Origin of the sequence: Bradyrhizobium sp. 930_D9_N1_4, from assembly GCF_052076015.1 — a bacterium.
Taxonomy (GTDB): Bacteria; Pseudomonadota; Alphaproteobacteria; order Rhizobiales; family Xanthobacteraceae; genus Bradyrhizobium.
The window spans coordinates 7,061,230-7,079,412 of the sequence record NZ_CP197236.1 but is presented as its reverse complement, the minus strand read 5'-3'; the positions used below and the strand labels follow the sequence as shown (position 1 = coordinate 7,079,412).

At 64.6% G+C, this 18,183-nt stretch carries 18 protein-coding genes and 1 tRNA gene; 12 read left to right on the top strand and 7 right to left on the bottom strand.

Translation table 11 applies throughout. The features are described 5' to 3' along the window. Positions 1 to 187 precede the first annotated feature (187 nt). Genes AB7532_RS33660 through AB7532_RS33650 form a run of 3 tightly spaced genes read right to left on the bottom strand, consistent with a single transcriptional unit; the run spans position 188 to position 3,280 of the window. Positions 188 to 1,000, bottom strand: a complete 813-nt coding sequence (locus tag AB7532_RS33660; RefSeq protein ID WP_441238947.1) for an enoyl-CoA hydratase/isomerase family protein — start codon at positions 998 to 1,000, stop codon at positions 188 to 190. Between the two features lie 38 nt (positions 1,001 to 1,038). Then, a complete protein-coding gene (locus tag AB7532_RS33655) occupies positions 1,039 to 2,199 on the bottom strand; it encodes an acyl-CoA dehydrogenase family protein (RefSeq protein WP_441238946.1) in 1,161 nt (386 codons plus the stop codon). 16 nt (positions 2,200 to 2,215) lie between these two features. Beyond that, the gene (locus AB7532_RS33650) at positions 2,216 to 3,280 is read right to left on the bottom strand and encodes an acyl-CoA dehydrogenase family protein (RefSeq protein WP_441238945.1); all 1,065 of its coding nucleotides are present in this window, start codon (positions 3,278 to 3,280) and stop codon (positions 2,216 to 2,218) included. 269 nt (positions 3,281 to 3,549) lie between these two features. Between AB7532_RS33650 and AB7532_RS33645 the strand changes: the two genes are divergently transcribed. Beyond that, positions 3,550 to 4,335 (top strand): SDR family NAD(P)-dependent oxidoreductase, encoded by a 786-nt coding sequence (locus tag AB7532_RS33645; protein WP_441238944.1) that lies wholly within the window; start codon positions 3,550 to 3,552, stop codon positions 4,333 to 4,335. Between the two features lie 176 nt (positions 4,336 to 4,511). On the opposite strand, the gene AB7532_RS33640 is transcribed toward AB7532_RS33645, so the two are convergent. Then, on the bottom strand, positions 4,512 to 4,784 hold the full coding sequence (locus AB7532_RS33640; RefSeq protein ID WP_441238943.1) for a GlsB/YeaQ/YmgE family stress response membrane protein: 273 nt from the start codon (positions 4,782 to 4,784) through the stop codon (positions 4,512 to 4,514). Between the two features lie 28 nt (positions 4,785 to 4,812). Next, positions 4,813 to 5,415: a YidB family protein gene (locus AB7532_RS33635; protein WP_441238942.1), complete on the bottom strand. Its 603-nt coding sequence runs from the start codon at positions 5,413 to 5,415 to the stop codon at positions 4,813 to 4,815. Positions 5,416 to 5,586: 171 nt separating this feature from the next. On the opposite strand from AB7532_RS33635, the gene AB7532_RS33630 reads away from it, so the two are divergent. Beyond that, positions 5,587 to 6,594, top strand: a complete 1,008-nt coding sequence (locus AB7532_RS33630; RefSeq protein WP_441238941.1) for a 2-dehydropantoate 2-reductase — start codon at positions 5,587 to 5,589, stop codon at positions 6,592 to 6,594. A gap of 17 nt (positions 6,595 to 6,611) precedes the next feature. Further along, positions 6,612 to 6,827 (top strand): hypothetical protein, encoded by a 216-nt coding sequence (locus AB7532_RS33625; protein ID WP_441238940.1) that lies wholly within the window; start codon positions 6,612 to 6,614, stop codon positions 6,825 to 6,827. A 112-nt stretch (positions 6,828 to 6,939) separates the two neighbouring features. Here AB7532_RS33625 and AB7532_RS33620 read toward each other — a convergent pair whose 3' ends face one another. Next, entirely contained in the window at positions 6,940 to 7,563 is a 624-nt protein-coding gene (locus tag AB7532_RS33620; RefSeq protein WP_441238939.1) for a hypothetical protein, read from the bottom strand. A gap of 209 nt (positions 7,564 to 7,772) precedes the next feature. Between AB7532_RS33620 and AB7532_RS33615 the strand changes: the two genes are divergently transcribed. The 7 genes from AB7532_RS33615 to AB7532_RS33585 all read left to right on the top strand — a co-directional run bounded on the left by AB7532_RS33615 (position 7,773) and on the right by AB7532_RS33585 (position 16,265). Then, positions 7,773 to 8,801 carry an alpha/beta hydrolase gene (locus AB7532_RS33615; RefSeq protein ID WP_441238938.1) on the top strand — a complete coding sequence of 343 codons (1,029 nt, stop codon included), beginning with the start codon at positions 7,773 to 7,775 and terminating at the stop codon, positions 8,799 to 8,801. 91 nt (positions 8,802 to 8,892) lie between these two features. After that, entirely contained in the window at positions 8,893 to 10,410 is a 1,518-nt protein-coding gene (locus AB7532_RS33610; RefSeq protein ID WP_441238937.1) for an AMP-binding protein, read from the top strand. A 26-nt stretch (positions 10,411 to 10,436) separates the two neighbouring features. After that, positions 10,437 to 11,075 (top strand): RraA family protein, encoded by a 639-nt coding sequence (locus AB7532_RS33605; RefSeq protein WP_441238936.1) that lies wholly within the window; start codon positions 10,437 to 10,439, stop codon positions 11,073 to 11,075. Between the two features lie 27 nt (positions 11,076 to 11,102). Then, positions 11,103 to 11,474 (top strand): cupin domain-containing protein, encoded by a 372-nt coding sequence (locus AB7532_RS33600; protein WP_232953197.1) that lies wholly within the window; start codon positions 11,103 to 11,105, stop codon positions 11,472 to 11,474. Between the two features lie 46 nt (positions 11,475 to 11,520). Beyond that, positions 11,521 to 12,477, top strand: coding sequence for a tripartite tricarboxylate transporter substrate-binding protein (locus AB7532_RS33595; RefSeq protein WP_441238935.1), 957 nt, complete (start codon positions 11,521 to 11,523; stop codon positions 12,475 to 12,477). A 412-nt stretch (positions 12,478 to 12,889) separates the two neighbouring features. After that, the gene (locus AB7532_RS33590; protein WP_441238934.1) at positions 12,890 to 14,128 is read left to right on the top strand and encodes a YcaO-like family protein; all 1,239 of its coding nucleotides are present in this window, start codon (positions 12,890 to 12,892) and stop codon (positions 14,126 to 14,128) included. Positions 14,129 to 14,222: 94 nt separating this feature from the next. Further along, positions 14,223 to 16,265: a BTAD domain-containing putative transcriptional regulator gene (locus AB7532_RS33585; RefSeq protein ID WP_441238933.1), complete on the top strand. Its 2,043-nt coding sequence runs from the start codon at positions 14,223 to 14,225 to the stop codon at positions 16,263 to 16,265. Positions 16,266 to 16,279: 14 nt separating this feature from the next. Here the strand turns inward: AB7532_RS33585 and AB7532_RS33580 are convergent, their stop codons facing one another. Beyond that, the gene (locus tag AB7532_RS33580; RefSeq protein ID WP_441238932.1) at positions 16,280 to 16,789 is read right to left on the bottom strand and encodes a hypothetical protein; all 510 of its coding nucleotides are present in this window, start codon (positions 16,787 to 16,789) and stop codon (positions 16,280 to 16,282) included. Between the two features lie 509 nt (positions 16,790 to 17,298). Here AB7532_RS33580 and AB7532_RS33575 point away from each other — a divergent pair. Further along, complete coding sequence (locus tag AB7532_RS33575) at positions 17,299 to 17,703, top strand: hypothetical protein (protein ID WP_441238931.1); 405 nt, start codon at positions 17,299 to 17,301, stop codon at positions 17,701 to 17,703. Between the two features lie 184 nt (positions 17,704 to 17,887). Next, positions 17,888 to 17,964: transfer RNA gene (locus AB7532_RS33570), tRNA-Arg, on the top strand. The last annotated feature ends 219 nt before the right edge of the window (positions 17,965 to 18,183 follow it).

The following is an 18,183-nucleotide window of genomic DNA, read 5'->3' as shown; positions in this document are numbered from 1 at the left end:
CCGGCTGTCGTCCCGGACAAGCGCAGCGCAGATCCGGGACCCATAACCACAGGGAGTAATTTGGCGAAGACTCGGAGTTGTCCGCTCGCGCTACGACTACTCCCTGTGGTTATGGGTCCCCGCTTTCGCGGGGACGACAGGGGAGTTTGTGAAAGCGCTACAGTGATACGGCGAAACGCCGCTGCAATCACCTTCCCTTGAAATTCGCCGCGCGCCGCTCTTCCGTCGCCTTCACGCCTTCCTTGAAATCTTCCGTCGCACGCAGCCGGGTCTGCTCGGCGAGCTCGTGGTTGGTCTGGGCCATCACGCGATCGGCCAATCCGGCGCGCATCGTCGCGCGGGTGGAGAGCAGGCCGAGCGGAGAGCATTCAGCGATCTCGGCGGCGAGCTTCATCGCGCCCGCCTTCACCTGGTCCTGCGGCACCAGCACATTGGCGAGGCCCCACTTCACCGCTTCTTCGCCGGTGACGCGGCGGCTGGTGTAGAACATCAGCTCGGCGTTGTTCTTGCCGATCAGCTCGGGCAGCGTCACGGTCAGGCCGAAGCCGGGATGGAAGCCGAGCTTGGTGAAGTTGGCGGCGAAGCGCGCTTCGGGGCAGGTGACGCGGAAATCGGCGGATACCGCGAGGCCCAGGCCGCCGCCGATGGCCGCGCCCTGCACGGCGGCGACGATCGGCTTCTTGGCGCGGAAGATGCGCACGGCCTGGATGTAGAGATGGTTGATCGCGCCGAGGCTGTCGGCGGGGTCACCCTTCTTCTCGGCTTCGCGCGCTTCCTGCGCCTGCCGCGCCGGATCGCCAAAGTTCGCGCCCGCGCAGAACGCCTTGCCCTGCGCCGAGAGAACGGAGGCGCGGATTTCGATATCGCGGTCGAACTCGTCGAGCGCATCCGCGATCTGGTTGATCAGCGAGATGTCGAAGAAGTTCAGCGGCGGGCGGCGGATCTCGATGGTGCCGACGTGTCCGACTTTCTCGACGCCGATGTCTGTGTAGGTGCTCATGATGTCCTCGAAATGTTAATGGAGGCCGGTCCGCGCGACTAGCGCAAACCAAGTCCGCGCGCGATGATGCCGCGCAGCACCTCGGTGGTGCCGCCCTGGATGGTGAGTTTCGGTGCGGTCTTGATGGCGAAGTCGAGCTGCCGCTCCAGCGTCTCGCGGTTGGTCGCGGTCTCCTCGACGAAGGCGGCGAGATCGCGCACGCGGTGCGGAAGCTGCTGCTCCCAGACCGTGCCGATGTCCTTGACGATGGACGCCTCCACCACGGGCTCCTTGCCGGCCTGCAGCATGCCGGCAACCGAGACCGACATGCGCCGCATGGTGTGGAGCTGCGCAACCAGCCGGCCGATGCCTTCGGCACTGCGCGTGTCCGGGTTCGGACCGACCGCGCGGACCAGCTCGGTCAGCACGTAATAGGTTTCGAGGAAGCGCTCGGGGCCGGAGCGCTCATAGGCGAGCTCGGATGTGGCCTGCTTCCACGCGCCGTCGACTTCGCCGAGCACGTGATCCTCGGGGACGAAGAAGTCGGTGAAGACGACCTCGTTGAACTCGTACTGGCCGGTGATCTGGCCGATCGGATTCACCTGGATGCCCGGCTGCTTCATCTTGACCAGAAACTGCGTCAGGCCGTGCCGGCGGTTTTCCTTGGTCGGCTGCGAGGTCCGGAAGATCGCGATCATGTAGTCGGCGATATGCGCTGACGACGTCCAGATTTTTGTGCCGTTGATGAGATAGCCGCCGTCGGTCTTGGTCGCGCGCGTCTTGGCCGCGAAGAGGTCTGAGCCCGAATTCGGCTCGCTCATGCCGATCGCGAAGCAGATCTCGCCACGGCAGATCCGCGGCAGGATGTCCATCTTGATATGCTCGGGCGCGTATTTGATCAGCACCGGCCCGCTCTGGCGGTCGGCGACGAAGAAGCGCCGCGTCGGCGCATTGGCGACGCGCATCTCTTCGGTCACGACGTAGCGCTCGAGGAAGGAGCGTTCCTGGCCGCCATATTTCTTCGGCCAAGTCATGCCGAGCCAGCCCTTGGCACCGACCCGGCGGGAGAATTCCGGCGCGTCGGTGTCTTCGCGGTTGGGCTTGTGCGGATCGAAGGTGCCGGCGGCGATCTCTTCGGCGAGGAACGCGCGCACTTCCTTGCGCAATTGTTCGCACTTCTCGGGCAGGCGGATCGGATCGAAACGGAGGGCAGCGGTCATGTGTTTCGTCTCCCGGTCAGCGCGAAGCCACGAGCGGCCACAATTCGTCGGCGCCGCGGTTGGCGACCAACTTGCCGAGCTCGACGGCCCAGTGGCTTTCCGATCCGAAATCGTCGCGCCACGCCAATGCGCGCAGCGAGTAGCGATGCAGGATGTGCTCGTTGGTGAATCCGATCGCACCATGCACCTGATGCGCGATCGCGCCGCCTTTCTCCGCGGCTTCGGCGCAGCGGATCTTTGCCGAGGCGGCTTCGAGATAGACTTCGTCGTCGAACGATGTTGCATTCGCGATGGCATCGGCGGCGGATGTCGCCGCCGCAAGCGCCGCGGCGGATTCGCCGGCGAGGCGGGCGAGATTGTGCTGCACCGCCTGGAATTTCGAGATCTTCTTCTCGAAGGCGACGCGCTCGTTGGAATAGCGCACGGAGATGTCGAGCATCGCTTCCAGCGCGCCCGCGATCTGAAGGCTGCGCGCGACGCCGCCCATCAACATCATCGTGGTCTGGTCAAAGCCATCAGGCGCGCCTTTGATGGTGACGGGCTGGACCTTGTCGAGCGTCACGATATCGCTGTGGTCGTAGCCGACATTGAGGCCGGATTCGATCCGGCCTTTCGCGGCATCGACCAGCGCGATGGAAACGCCGTTCTTGCCATGCGCGAGCACCGCAAAGTGCTTGGCCGCTTTCGCAAAGGGCACGCCGCGCGCGCGGCCGGAAAGGGCGCCGTCGGCATCGAGCGTGATGCGGTCCCTCGGGCTCGCCGGTAGCACCGTCATCTCACCTTCGGGTGAAGCGATTTTCGCCTGCGCCAGCAGCCAGCCTGCCAGCATGGTCTCGGCCAGGGGAACCGCGACGGCGAAACGCCCGGCGGCGTTGAGCAGCGCAAAGCCGTCGGCGAGGCTCGCGCCGGAGCCGCCGAGATCATCGGGCACCCAGGCGAGCGGCAAGCCGGCTTCGCTCAGCGCCTGCCACAGCGGCGCTCGCCACGAATCCTTCTTGTCGTTGTTGACGGTTTGCGGATCGGCGAGATCGGCGAAGATCTTCTCCGCGGTCTCGACGACGATATTGTCACTCTCCGCCACAGCGTTCCCCGTGTTTTGCCATTGGCGCGTCCTGCCCGGTCGGTGGCGCGCGGTCTCTTCTTGCGCCCGATGATCCGAAAAAGCCATGGCCCTGACAAGCGTTGATCGCAGGCCCATCTGCGGCTCCGGCATGGGCAAGAACCCTGGGGCGAGGAGCGGTCTGGACTAATTCCGCTTAGCGGAGTTTGCTCGATTTGCAGGGCGCGGCAAACTCGCTAAACAGGGCCAGCTCTAGAAGCTCGCAGTCAATCAAGGGGAAGGAAATCCGGATGGCCAAGGACAGTTTGTGCGCAATCGTGACGGGGTCCGCATCCGGACTTGGTGCGGCGACCGCTGAAATTCTCGCAGCGAGCGGGGCGCGGCTCGTCATCAACTATTCGTCGAGCAAGACCGAAGCCGAGGCCACGGCAGAACTCTGCCGCAAGGCCGGTGCCGCCGAAGTGCTGGTCGCGCAGGGCGACGTGTCGAAGGATGAGGATTGCCGCAGAATCGTTGCGGCCGCCAGCGGCTGGGGCCGGCTCGACATCCTCGTCAACAATGCCGGCACTACCAAGCATGTTGCCCATGCCGATCTCGACGGATTGTCGGCGGAAGATTTCCAGCGCCTCTACGGCGTCAATACCATCGGCCCGTTCCAGATGGTGCGCGCGGCGCGCAGCCTGCTCGAAGCCGGTGCGAAGGCCTCGGAGCGGCCGTCCGCGGTGGTCAACGTGTCCTCGGTCGCCGGCATCAGCGGCGTCGGCTCGTCGATCGCCTATGCCGCGAGCAAGGGCGCGCTCAACACCATGACGTTGTCGCTGTCGCGCGCGCTGGCGCCGCTGATCCGCGTCAACACGGTGTGCCCCGGCTATATCGACACGCCCTGGTTCACCAAGGGCCGTGGCGAGGCCGGCGCCAAGCAGGTCCGCGACAGCGTGGTGGCGAAGGTGCCGCTGAAGGTCGCCTCATCCGCCGAGGACATCGCACAGCTGGTCTGCTTCCTGGCGATGCCAGCCTCCAGCAACATGACCGGCGAGGTCGTGCGCATGGACGCGGGGATGCATTTGATTACGTGAGTGATGGCGCGCTCCGCGCGTCACACGAGATGTCGTCCCCGCGCAGGCGGGGACCCATAGCCACAGGGAGAAGTTTGACGGCAGACTGGTCACTCCGAGTCTTCACCAAACTTCTCCCTGTGGTTATGGGTCCCGGGTTCGCGCTACGCGCGCCCCGGGACGATAGCGAGTTTGTATCACCCCTTGATCACGCCACTCGCGACCAGGCGGTGCCAGATGAACAGCACCACCACTGCGCCGATCGTGGCCATGATGAAGCCGGCGCCTTGATCGGCACTGTAGTGTCCGATCGCCTGCCCGACGAACGTCGCCAGAAACGCACCCGCAATACCGAGGATGGTGGTGAGGATGAAGCCGCTCGGGTTGTTCGGTCCCGGCGCCAGCCAGCGCGCGATGAGGCCGGCGACGAAACCGACGACGATGATCCACAACAGGCCGCCCATGCTCATGACGATGCTCCCCTCGCTTTGACTAAAATCAGATTCGACCCGAGAGCTCGTTCTCGGTCGGCAGCCGCCCGTCCGGCGTCAGATGGTCGACCACCTGCGGCAGGTATTGGCTGAGGCCGGAAAGCAGGTCCTCGCGCGACAGGCCGCTCTGGGCGGTCAGGCTCTCGATCTGGTCGGCGCCGAGGGCGCTCGCGAGATCGCCGGGCGCAATCGCCTTGTTCTCACCTTTGCCGACCCAGGTCTTCGCGGCATCGCCGTGGCCACCCTGCTGGAGCTGGTTGAGGAGGTCGCCGAGTCCGCCGCTGAGCACGCTGCCGGCCGCACCGCCGGCGAGCAGGCCGCCGAGGCCGCCCTTGAGGAGGTCACCGAGGCCGCCGCCGCCAGCGAGCGCGCCTCCGAGACCGCCGCCCGCACCCGCATTCACCGGCGGGGGCAGGTGCGTCGGCGTCGGGGATTGCTGCGGCGCTGCGCCGGACTGGCCCGCGGTCAAATGCTTGAATGCCTTCCACCCGAGCAGGGCGATGATCGCCATCGTCATCGGCGACATGCCGCCGGAGGATTGCTCGGAGCTGGGCGTGCTCTGGCCGCGCGGGCCGTTCTGCATGCCGTTGAGGACGTCGAGTAGACCCATGGTGCTCTCCTTTGGCGTGCTCGTCGGCGATCGCTCGCCGCTGACTGCCCCCAGGGCGAAAACATATGGGGCTCTCATGACGGTTACAAGGCGATTGCGCCGCAACCGTTCCATGGGCAGCCGGCGTTGCCTCTGCTATCGAAGGCGGGTCGTTAAGGGGAGCGAGGTCTCGTGGTTACGGATCGATCGATCGTGGTGGCCGGTGCGGGCGCCATCGGCTGTTTCGTCGGAGGCCGGCTGGCGGCCTCAGGCCGCCGCGTCGCGCTCTTGGTGCGGCCGCGGGTGAAGACCGAGATCGAGCGGTTCGGCCTGCGGCTGACCGATTTCGACGGCTCCGAGAACAAGCTCGACCCAGGCCAGCTCGCGCTGTCGGAGGACCCCGCGATCTTCCACAGCGCGGGAATCGTGCTGGTGACGGTGAAGAGCGCCGACACCGCCGATGTCGCGGACCAGATCGCCCAGCATGCGCCTGAGGATGCCGTGATCGTTTCGCTTCAGAACGGCGTCGGCAATGTCGCCGTCTTGCGCGAGCGCCTCGACGGCCGCCGCGTGCTCGCCGGCATGGTGCCGTTCAACGTGATCGCGATGGGCGAGGGACGTTTTCATCGCTCGACCTCCGGCGACATTCATATTGGCGAAGACGCGGAAAATACGGCCGCGGCGCTGTCGGTGTCCGGCCTCGCCATGCGCGCAAGCCGGGACATCACCGGCGTGCAATGGGGCAAGCTGATCATCAATCTGAACAACGCGCTCAGCGCGCTTTCCGACATGCCGCTCGCAGCCCAACTGGCAAACCGCGACTGGCGAAGATTGTTCGCGGACCAGATGGCCGAGGGGCTGGCAGCGCTGAAGGCCGCCGGCATTGCGCCGGTCTCGTCAACGCCGATCCCGGCGAATTGGACGCCGACAATGCTGAGGCTGCCCGATGCAATCTTCAAGGCGATCCTGGGACGCGCGATGAAGATCGATCCCGAGGCGCGCTCCTCGATGTGGCAGGATCTGAAGCAGGGCCGCAAGACCGAGATCGACTATCTGCAAGGCGCGGTCATTGCGCTTGCCGAGCAGAACAATGTCGCCGTGCCGCTGATGCGCCGCATTGTTGCGCTGATCAAGGAGGCAGAAGTCGCGGGCAAGGGCCCGCCGGGGCTGACACCGCAGCAGATCCGCGGGGTCGCTTGAGTGCGATGGAGGATGCGATGAGGCGTTGTTGGACGACCGCTCTCGCGCTGGCCGCGCTCTGCGTCGCATCGACGCTCGCTCACGCCCGGCCGCCGACGGTGATGAACTCTCCCGGCTATGACGCGCGATTGCAGGAGAGCCGAAAGGCGTTGGGCGGGCCGCCGGCGACAACGGCGCCGGAGAGTGTGCCGGTGGCCAAATCGAAGCGCAGCAAGAAGAAGCAGCCGAATTGAAGCCACACCCTTGGCTGTCGTAGGGTGGGCAAAGCGAAGCGTGCCCACCACATCGATCACGTGGGCACGGCGCTAACGCGCCTTTGCCCACCCTACAAGACTGTGGCTGTGGCTAGCCCTTCTTCGCCGGCTTGCTCGGCGTCGGGTTGAACAGCTTTTTCAGGTCGTTCAGGCTTTCCGACAGCCGGGGCCATTCGCAGGAGAATGAGCCCTTGGCGCAGGACGCACCCTTCGGCCGCTGACCTACGGTCTGCAGCACCTTCGGCCGCTCCACCGGGACGGGGACGCGTGCGACGACCTCGGTGCGGAGTGCGACCTGCTGAAGCTGCTGCGCTTGCTGTTCCTGCTGCTCGCGCTGCTGACGCATCGCGGCCTGGGCCACTTCATTGCTGCGGCGCTGACTGGCGAGATAGGCGGTGTAGGACTCGTCGATCTTCTTCTGCTCCTCCGGCGTCGGATTGGGGCCGGCGATGTCGAAGGTGCGGTCCTGGAGGAAATCGTAATAGGAGTAGCCGCCGCCGGTCTTGCGGCGGCCGGCGAACTTGGAATTGCAGCTGGCAAGCGCGGATGTCTTCTCGGTCTTGGTTGCGGCCTTTTCGGCGGCATCCGCGCATTCCTCGAAGTCGACGGGCGCGCGCTTCCACCATTGTGCCTGGGCATGCGACGGCGTCAGCAGAAAAAATCCTGCTGCGGCAACGAGAAGCGCCGCACGACGCGATGCAACCACGGACGACATTTTACGAGAGCATTCCCTAGAAAACTCAACCCGAACTGAGTCGAGCCGGATTTTTGCCCCTTTATCGCCGGCTTGTCACCCGTGGAACCCGGGAATTCCATGGCTGCAATGCTGACATTTTTTGCTTGACGTGGCCCCGGAGTCACAGCCGCGCGGCCCGCGATGCGCTTAGACTCTTGTCGATTTGAATTCGAAGGGGACTATCCGTCATGAGAGCGTTGGCCCGTCTCGCCGCAATCGCGGTGGCGCTCCTTTCCAGCCACGCGTTCGCCGCCGACGAGAATGCGCCCAATCGCAAGCCGGTGAGGGCGATTGCCGATGCGCGGCTGTCGGTCGGCGGTCAGGGCATGCTCCCGCTCTATCTCTCCAGCGACTGGTCGATGCCGCTGCCGGGGGTCTCACGGGCGATCATCGTGCTGCACGGACGCCTGCGCAATGCCGACGAGTATTACATGTCGGCTCATACCGCGCAGGGTGCCGCGGGCGACTTCGGCAAGAGTGCGTTGATGATCGTGCCGCAGTTCCTGGCGGAGGTCGACATCGACGCGTACAAGCTGCCGGCGGACACGCTGCGCTGGTCGCTGGAGGGATGGGAGGGCGGCGACGCGGCGCTGGCGCCCAATCCGGTGTCGTCGTTCGAGGCGCTCGATGCGATCCTGGCAAAGCTCGCGGACCGGCGCGTCTTCCCGAACCTGAAGCAGGTCGTCGTCGCCGGCCATTCCGGCGGCGGCCAGGTGGTGCAGCGCTACGCCATTGCCGGCAAAGGCGAGGCGGCGCTGTCGCGCCAGCACATCGACATCCGCTACGTCGTCGCCAATCCCTCCTCCTACGCCTATTTCGGCGACCAGCGGCCCGTGCCCAAGATCGCCGCGTCCTGTCCGGGCTTCAACAATTGGAAATACGGCATGGACGGGCGACCGCCCTATCTTGCGAACGTCACGCCGGCGGCGCTGGAGCAGCGCTATGTCGAGCGCGAGGTGATCTATCTGCTCGGCACGCTCGACACCAATCCCAAGCATTCCGCGCTGGACAAGAGCTGCATGGCCGAGGCGCAAGGCCCTTTTCGCTACGCCCGCGGCCATGCCTATGCGGACGCAATGGCCAAGCGCGACCGCGGCACGCCCAATCACCGCGTGTGGGACGTCGCCGGCGTCGGCCACGACGGCGACAAGATGCTGACCTCGAAATGCGGGCTCGCGGCGCTGTTCGATATTCCGGGCTGTGAGGCCGAGCGCTGATGCCTTGAAGCATCGGCTCCGGCTGTTACACTTCACTCTGCGATGGGCCTCATCCTGAGGCGGCGCCAAGAAGACGAAGTGGAAACGCCTGATGCTGCTGCCCCTGTCCGACGTGCCGCGCTGGTACGCTCAACGCAAACCGCAAGGCACGATCGCCGTCCGTCACGGGCAGGACACGCTGACATGGGACGAACTCGAGCGCGGCGCCAACCGGCGCGCGCGAGCGTTCATGGCCAAGGGCGTGAAGCCCGGCGATTTTGTCGCAATCGGTCTCCCCAACGGCAATGCGTTCTTCGAGACCTCGTTTGCGGTCTGGAAGTGCGGAGCGACGCCGACTTCGCTGTCGTGGCGGCTGCCGCGCGGCGAGGCCGCGGCGGTGCTCGACATTTTGAAGCCGGCGCTGGTGGTTGGCGGCGAGGCTGACTGGAATGCCCCGAACCGTCTGCCTGCTGATTTCGCGCCGGAAGGCTTTTCGGACGAGCCGCTCGATCCGCCGGTGGCCCGTTACTGGAAGGCCATGACCTCAGGCGGCTCGACCGGCCGCCCGAAGGTGATCCTCGATCATCAGCCGGCGGTGTTCGACACCGTCGCCGCGCCGCCGCTCAATATTCCCTTCGGCGTCTCGCTGCTCAATCCCGGTCCGCTCTACCACAATGCGCCGTTCATCGTGTCGCATTACGCGCTGTTCACCGGCGGCCAGCTCACGGGGCTCGTCAAGTTCGACGCCGAGGAGACGTTGCGCCAGATCGCGCAAGAACGCGTGCAGTGGATCAACTTCGTGCCGACCATGATGCACCGGATCTGGGCGCTGCCCGAGAAGGTGCGCAACGCCTACGATTTGTCGAGCCTGCAGACCGTCTTCCACATGGCCGCGCCCATGCCGCCCTGGCTGAAGGAAAACTGGATCGCCTGGCTCGGACCTGAGCGCGTCTGGGAGCTCTATGGCGGCACCGAGCGCCAGGGCTCCTGCATCATCTCCGGCACGGAGTGGCTGACGCACAAGGGCTCGGTCGGCAAGATCGGCGAGATGGCGAAGCTGCGTGTCGTCGGCGAGGACGGCAACGACGTCGCGCCGGGCGAGACCGGCGAGATTTACTTCCTCAACAATGACGGCAAGGACGCCACCTATCATTATCTCGGCGCCGAGCCGAAGCGCCGCACGGACGGCTGGGAATCGCTCGGCGACATCGGCCGGCTCGATGCGGAAGGCTATCTCTATCTCGGCGACCGCCTCGCCGATATGGTGCTGCGCGGCGGCGCCAACATCTATCCGGCCGAGATCGAGGCGGCGGTCTCGGAGGCCCCCGGCGTGCGCTCCTGCGTGGTCGTGGGATTGCCGGATCCGGAATTGGGCCAGCGCGTGCACGCGATCATCGAGCCGGAGCCGGATGCGGACGGCCAGGCGATCGCGGACGGCATGGCAGACTTCCTGAAGGACAGGCTCAGCCGCTACAAGCATCCCGAGAGCTTTGAGATGGTCAGCGCTCCGCCGCGTGATGATTCAGGCAAGGTTCGCAGAACACTGTTGCGCGACGAACGTGCGTCGTGGATGAAGGAAGGGCGCGCCTTCCGGATCATGCCGGCGAAGACGCGGGCGCACGCCGAATAAGAAAATTCACGAAAGGACTTTCTGACATGACGATCACCATCGCAGCAAACAGCGTGCCCAAACCGTCCCGCGAGATCATCGAGGGCTTTCGCGGGGCGCCGACCTCGGTCATCTCGGACAATCTCGCCCGGCTGCCGGGCGCGGTGGGGCTGAAGCCCTATCATCGCGGGGCTAAGCTGGTCGGGACGGCCTTCACGGTGCGCACCCGTCCCGGCGACAATCTCGCCATTCACCGCGCGCTCGAGCTGGTCGGTCCGGGTGACGTCATCGTGGTCGACGGCGGCGGCGACGAGACGCGCGCGCTGGTCGGCGAGATCATGAAGAACATCGCGCAATGGCGCAAAGCCGAAGGCTATGTGATCGACGGCGCGATCCGCGATGTGGCATCGTTCGCGGCCGACGACTTTCCCTGCTACGCCCGCGCGGTGATCCATCGCGGCCCCTACAAGAACGGTCCCGGCGAGATCAACGTACCCGTGTCGATCGGCGGCAGCGTGATCTCGCCCGGCGACATCGTGGTCGGCGACGAGGACGGCGTGGTGTCGTTTCCGGCCGCAGGCGCAGCGGCGCTGCTGGAAGCCGTGCGCGCCCAGGTCGCACGCGAGGAGGAGACCATGAAGGCGATCCGCGAGGGCCGCTACCAGGGCTCCTACGGCAAATCCTGATCAAGCAAGAACGAAGGGGAGAATGGCGTGAGCCAGAAAGACGAATTTCACAATATCGATAATCCCGACGATGGGCTGTTTCGTGAGCTCGCGGCGGGGGTGACCACGCGCATCTTCTCCGGCGAGCAGGCGATGCTGTCGGTGGTGACGCTGGCGCCGCATGCGCAGGGCACGCTGCACCATCATCCCGAGGAGCAATGGGGCGTGCTGCTCGACGGCTCCGCCATCCGCGTCCAGGGCGATGAGGAGATACCCGTGAAGAAGGGTGATTTCTGGCGCACGCCGGGCCACGTGCCGCACACCATGCGCGCCGGCCCGGATGGCGCCCGCGTGCTGGACATCTTCAGTCCGCCACGGCCAGAATATAAAAAAGCCGGGTCGGGTTTCGGAACGACTTAAGCGCCAAAGAGCAAAAGCCAGGCGCAAAAGCAAAAGGGAGAAAACGATGACGATCACAAGACGGGCGCTGCTGGCCGCGCCCGCCATCCTCGCGATGGCACCGGCAAGTGCCCAGGCCTCGAAGATCACGTTGGTCGTGCCGTTTCCACCGGGCGGCTCGACCGATGCGATGGCGCGGCTGCTGCAGGCGAATTTGCAAACCAAGCTCAACCGCATCGTCGTGGTCGAGAACAAATCGGGCGCCGCCGGCGCGCTCGGCGCGGCGCAGGTCGCCAAGAGCCCGGCGGACGGCTCCACATTCCTGGTCACCTTCGATTCTCACGCGGTGATCCCGTCGATCCTCGACAAGCCGCCGCTCGACGTCGAACGCGAGCTGATGCCGGTATTGCTGGTCGGTACTGCGCCTTACGTGATCGCGGCCGGCGCCGGCCGTCCCTACAAGAGCTTTGCCGACGTGGTCGCCGCCTGCAAGGCGACGCCGGGCGCGGTGAAATATGCCTCCGTCGGCATCGGCACGCTCGGCCATCTCGCCATGACCGTGCTCGGCAACAAGGCCGGCGTCGAGATCATGCACGTGCCCTATCGCGGCGGCGGCCCGGCCATGAACGACGTGCTCGGCGGCCATGTCGATCTCATCGCGGGATCGGCGGCGCTGGTCGCAGCGCAGCTCGGCACCAACATGCTGCGACCGATCCTGCAACTCGGCCGCGAGCGGCTGCCCGGCCTGCCGGATACGCCGACCGCGATCGAGGCGGGCTTTCCGGATTTCGAGACGCTGGCCTGGTGGGGCATCTTCGCGCCCACGGGCACGCCGCCGGACATCGTCGCGGGTCTCGCGGCGGCGTCGAAGGAGATCCTGAGCGAGCCCGCGACCGCCGCCCAGCTCAAGGAGACCCAGCAGATGACGCTGCTGCTCCAGGAGGGCCCCGCCTTCAAGACCTTCTTCGACAAGCAGGTCGCCTATTGGGGCAAGGTGGTGAAGGACAACAATATCAGGGCGTGACGGAGCCGTAGGCCGACTGCCGAACGCGACAAGGACGCGTTTCAAGAGAGGAAGCTGCTGGAATCCGTCCAGCTGCTTCCTGCTCTTTCGCTGTCCGACAATGGTATCGTCACATCGACATTGAAAGACATGTACGAATCCGCGAGCCAGCCCGGCTTTTCGCGCAGGGTTGACGAGCCGGATTCAGTCTTCGGCCGAGACTCCTCGATCGGAGGCAGCATTTGTCGCCATAATTGCATGGTCATGATGCAGTGGCTGGCGATCCGAACGAATGGCCGCGCGCGGACAGACGTTCTGAGCGCCGGGCTTCACCGTGCGAGAGAACACGCGCGGACGAGCAAGCGGTTTGGCTTGCTCGCGGCTTAAGCTAGTATGACGATTGCGAATTGCTGAAAATTGGCAGGGATCGACAATGAATCTCGTCGCCCTTGATCTGCATTCCCACGCTGGCCAGCAACTGCTGGACAGCATCGCCGGCCGCGCATCGGCCGAGCTCATGGCGCTCGCAGGGCGTCTGGGCCGCGTGTTCTCGATCGCATCTCCCTTTGCTCCGGGCCTTCACTGCATTGGCGGCGAGGTGGGCATCCCGGCCGGTTCGGCCGCGGCGACTGCCGAGGTGACGCGGTTAAGCGTCACAGGAAATGGCGAGACCCAGGCGACGGCGCTGGTCTCATGTCTGGGGGAGGCGGCTGAATATCTCTCCCAATTCGAACGGCCGGGCGACGTTGCAGCGACGGTCGCGGCGAGCGATCGAACGGGCTTCGTCTCCGAAGGCTGGGTTGGCCAGGCTGTGTCGGGTGCGGACCGAGCCATCGACTGCGTCAACGCGATTGATGCGACGACTGGAGAAATCGCACTGTTGCCGGCCGATCTCTGCCTGCGGCGGCCGCAACAGCGAGGCGCGATCGAGCCGGTCAGCGCATTGTCTTCGGGGGCAGCTGCGGGACCGAGCTTCGAAGCCGCCGCGCTTCGTGCGGTTCTGGAGCTCTGTGAGCGTGACGCAGCCGCGATGTGGTGGCTGGGCGGCCGTCACCCGAAGCGCTTCGCGACGGAGCATCCCGTGACCCGGGCCGGAGCTGAACTGATCGCGCAGTTGCGGCAGGGAGAGACGGCGCGACAGACCATGTTGTTCGACATTACGACCGAGTGTGACGTTCCGGCTGTCGCGGCGGTGTCGCTGGGGCGGGACGGCCGGGGCATGGCGTGCGGGCTGTCGTCGCGCCTCACCGCGAGCGATGCGGCAAGGGCCGCTGTCCTGGAGATGTGCCAGATGGAAATGGCCGCTCCCGTCGCAGAGGCCAAGCGCGCCGAGCGTGGCGATGCCGCGCTCAACGCGGCAGATCGTCGCCATCTGCTTCGCGCGGGCTTCGCGGCCGCCGATTGCGCGCTGCTTCAGCCGGGGGCTGTTTCCTCAATCGCGCCGGGCCTGCCGATCTCCGGACTGAAAGGATTGACGGGCCATTTGCAGAGCCGCGGTATTCGGCTCTTTCTGGTTGACCACACGCGGCCCGACATCGGGGTCGCCGTCGCAAGGGCTGTTTCGCCCGACCTGCAACCTTTTTCAGCGGCTGTTTCGACAAGGCGCTTTTCTCAGGCGCGCAGTCATGGCGAGAGCCGGGATTTTGCCGGGCAGGATATCCCACTGCTCTAGGAGCGAAGATATCGCTGGACGCTCTTCGGTTGTGTTTCGTAGACTTGGGTAAGCGTGGTTGACCATGACTCCGGCAATTGGTGGAGCGTCAGAGGTGGCAACGGGCATTCAGGAAGCGCTGGCGAGCGGGCAACTGGCCCTCCGCCTTCTCGGCGATTTCACAGCGAAACTCGACGAGCGCGAGATTTCGCTTGCGACGCGCAAAGCCAAGGCACTCACAGCCTATCTCGCTCTGTCGGACAACACGCAGGACACGCGCGAACGTCTGGTCGGACTTTTGTGGAGCGAGAGCGATGAAGACCATGCGCGGGCTTCATTGCGGCAGGTCGTGCATGATCTCAGGCTTGCCTTCGACGGCGTAGGCTTCGGCGGATTTCGGGCCGACAAGCAAACCCTGGCACTCTCCCGCGACCGGCGCTGCTGTGACGTCGACGAGGTGCTCGCCGCCGTCGCGCAAGGGAAGGTGCACCCGCGATTGCTCGATACGCAGCGGATCACCGAGACCCTGCTCTCCGGTCTCGACAACCTCGATCCGGCCTTCCAGGTCTGGCTGCTGACCAAGCGTCAGCTGTTCCACGACCGATTGACTCTCGCGCTCGAGCGCCTGTTGCCTCCTGGCGGAGACACTCACGAAGCAAGCGATGCCGCTCAAGCTCTGCTCAATCTCGATCCAACGCACGAAATCGCCTGCCAGCACCTCATTCGGGTGCGCGCGGCACGGGGCGATGTCGGCGGAGCGTTGAAGATCTACAAATCCCTCTGGGACCTCCTGGATGCCGACTACGACATCGAGCCATCCAAGGAGACCCAGGAGCTGATCGTTCGCATCAAGCAGATGTCGGGTCCAATCGAGCAGCAGCCGTCTCCGGCGATTGCACAGACCCTGCACGGAGTATCGCAAATGCTGGCCCCGGCTCCGAAGCGACTGCTCATCTCCGTCTGCACGTTCCAGGCGAGCGGCGTGCCGGAAGGCATGCGCCACCTCGTTGATGGATTTCGTCACGAATTCGTCGCCTGCCTTGCGCGCTTTCGCGAATGGTCGGTGCGGACCTTGCCACCCATTTGGGAATCCGAGCCCAGAACCTGGTCTTCGCCGCCGGAATATATCGTCGAGGGCAGTACCTACGAGTTGAACGGCACGGTTCGGCTCGTCATCACGCTGCGCGATGCGGCCAACTCCGTCTGCATCTGGAGCGCGCGCCATTCGATCACGCTGACCGCGTGGTTCGAGACGCAGGAGCGCATCGTCCGCCAGATCGCCATGGCGTTGAACATCCACGTCTCGGCCGAGCGGCTGCGCCGTCTCGCGGCCGGAGGCGAGATCAACCTCGAGATCCACGATCGATGGTTGCGCGGGCAGTCGCTGCTGCTGCACATGGCCTCCAGGGACTGGCCGGCGGCCTCCTCGTTGATCGAGAGCCTGCTCGCCGACGCGCCCGATTTTTCTCCTGCGTTGAGCGGCCTGGTTCAACACCGCAACATCGCGCATATCGCGCTTCCCGGCCGGTTTCGGGATGCATCCAAGCATCCGGAGACACTGCGGATCGCGCAGCGTGCGATCCAGCTCGATCCCCTCGATTCGCGCGCGCAGCTGGCGCTCGCGTGGACCTACCAGTTGCTGGGTCGCATCGATGAATCGTCGTTGCATGCGGTGCTTGCGGTCGATCTGAACGAAAACGATCCCTGGACCTTGATGGCATCGGGCCAGATCTGTGCCTATTGCGGCGAATACGAGCGTGCAGCCAGCCTCTCGGCCACATCGCTGCGGATCACGCCGGTCCCCACGGCACCGCAGATCGCCTATTCCGGCGCAATCAAGTTCCTGTGCTCGGACTATGCGGGATGTTGCGAGGCCGCCCGCGAGGATCTCGGAATGTCTCCGGCCTTCTTCATATGGGACTGCGCGGCCAAGGCACATCTCGGTCGCCTCGGCGAGGCGAAGGCGGACTTCGACAGGGCGGTGGAGAGGATCGCCGCAGAAGACTGGCACGGCCAGCAGGCACCGACGCGTGAGAATATCACGCGTTGGCTGTTGCACGTCTTTCCGATCGCGATCCGGACGGATTGGGAGCGCCTGGCCAGCGGTCTTGCCGCAGCCGGCGCTCCTGTCGAGGGGATCGAGTTCGGCCTCTTGTGAAGGCCGATCCCGCTTCAGCCGCAGGTGTTGATCGTGTACTCGCCGACCCGCTCGGCGTGGAGTATCGCCTTCTGGCTCTGGCTGCTCGTTTTTGAAGGGAGTGCCGCCGTCCCATGGATGCGTTCGTAGAAATCCGCCAGGAAGGGATAGGGCAATGAAGAACTCCGCAGCCGGTCTTCGGACTCCAGGATCTTCTCGTTCTGCGGAAGCTTCACGTATGCCGTGCCGGGCGGAACGTCGTACATCGCGAACAGCAGGTCTTCGTCGCCCGTGACATCGGGATTTTTGACGCCGTCGTCGAAGAACAGCGCAACGCCGGCAAGCCGGGCCTGGTCCACGAAAATGCGGAAAGTCGTCGGCTTGGGAAACTCGGGGGTGAGCTCGACTTCCGTGGGATACGGACGATCCTCCGTAATGACATGCCGAACATAGTTCTTGCCGGTGGCCCAGGTCTTGACCAGTTTCCCCCACCTCTCGTGATTACCGTCGGTGTTTCTGACGTTGATTCTCGGATAGTAGGTCATCGCTCTTCTCCTTCATGGTATGTGATTGCCGTGATGGGTTAAGGCGTCGTCGATCGTCGAGAAATTGCCGAAGTGTCGTCAGGCAGCGCGAGGTGCATGCGTGATCGTCTGCCGGAAACAGCATTGATCGGGGCCCGATGCGGCGAACCGGATGCCGCCAGGCGTGAAGCGATGTTCGTCCGTCGAGGGCGAGATGAAATTTGCGGCCTTGCGAAATCGCGTAGGAGAAATCGTCCCATGTGATGCCATGGCGTCCTCGCATCTACTCGTCCAAGTCTAAGGATATCTCCCGTTAACCCAGCGTGAAATGGTCTTTCATGGCCGCCTGGAGGCCCTTCACGCTCCCCTCACGCGTGCATCGTACTCCCGTCGATACAATGAGCAGCGCACCGGGAGGAAACAATGCGCGACCCCAAGCAAGACATTTTGGTGCCCGGGCATTGTCCCGGCCGGTCTATCCGCCAGCCCCTGCAATCTCTCAGTTCCAGCCAATCAGCCGGGGCAATGGAATGGCCGACTTTTCGATCCGCATGACGAACAGACTTCAATTCTCGACCTGCGAGGCTCCGCACGTTCCGACAAGCAAGACTCATGAAGAGATCATCCTTGTCGAGTTGCGCGGCGACTTTCTGACGGTAACCGCGCTCGGCGCGGACGGCAGTCCCGGAAGTCGTGTCTACGCGCAACGCACGATGGATCTGCCGGAGACGTCCATTTTCATGATCCTCCCGGAACTGCCGTCCCAGGTACGGGACGGCGCCTTTTTTTCAGCTCTCGGCACCGTCGCCATTCTGCAACCCCGCCCAGGCACGCAGCGTCGGCTGCGCGCGGTCGGGACGGACAACAACAGCGGCCAATGTCACGGCTGGATTTTTGACGCAATCGAGGATGTGTCAAGTTCAGTTGCGCAATGACGAGAAGGCGGCAGGTCGCGGCCGCCTGCGCCAGCAGGATGGCGTCCGCTGCCGTTCCCAGCCCCCTTTGCCGAACGCGTTCGCTTGATGTGCGGCCCCTCTTTCTTTAGAGAATGGATCGTGAAGCCGCGCGAACTCGAGGCACGAAACCGGTGCTTCGAAAATTCGCCAATAACTTCAATGCGGTCCCGTAGCTCAGCCGGATAGAGCGGCGGTTTCCTAAACCGTAGGTCGGATGTTCGAGTCATCCCGGGATCGCCATTTTCGCAAAGACCCAAGACATCGCCCCCGGGCAAGTCGCCGCCTTGTGAGTGCGGTGCTCCATGATCGCCGCGTCCCGTTCGGGCACTGCGGTCGTACCACCAAGTGGTGCGTGGATTGTCTTCCTGCCTAAGTTGCAATCACATTTGGCCGCTGTTAGCGTGACGCATTGTTTTTCCCGTCTGCATTTCGAGAATCCCGATGGCCGATTTGCCCATG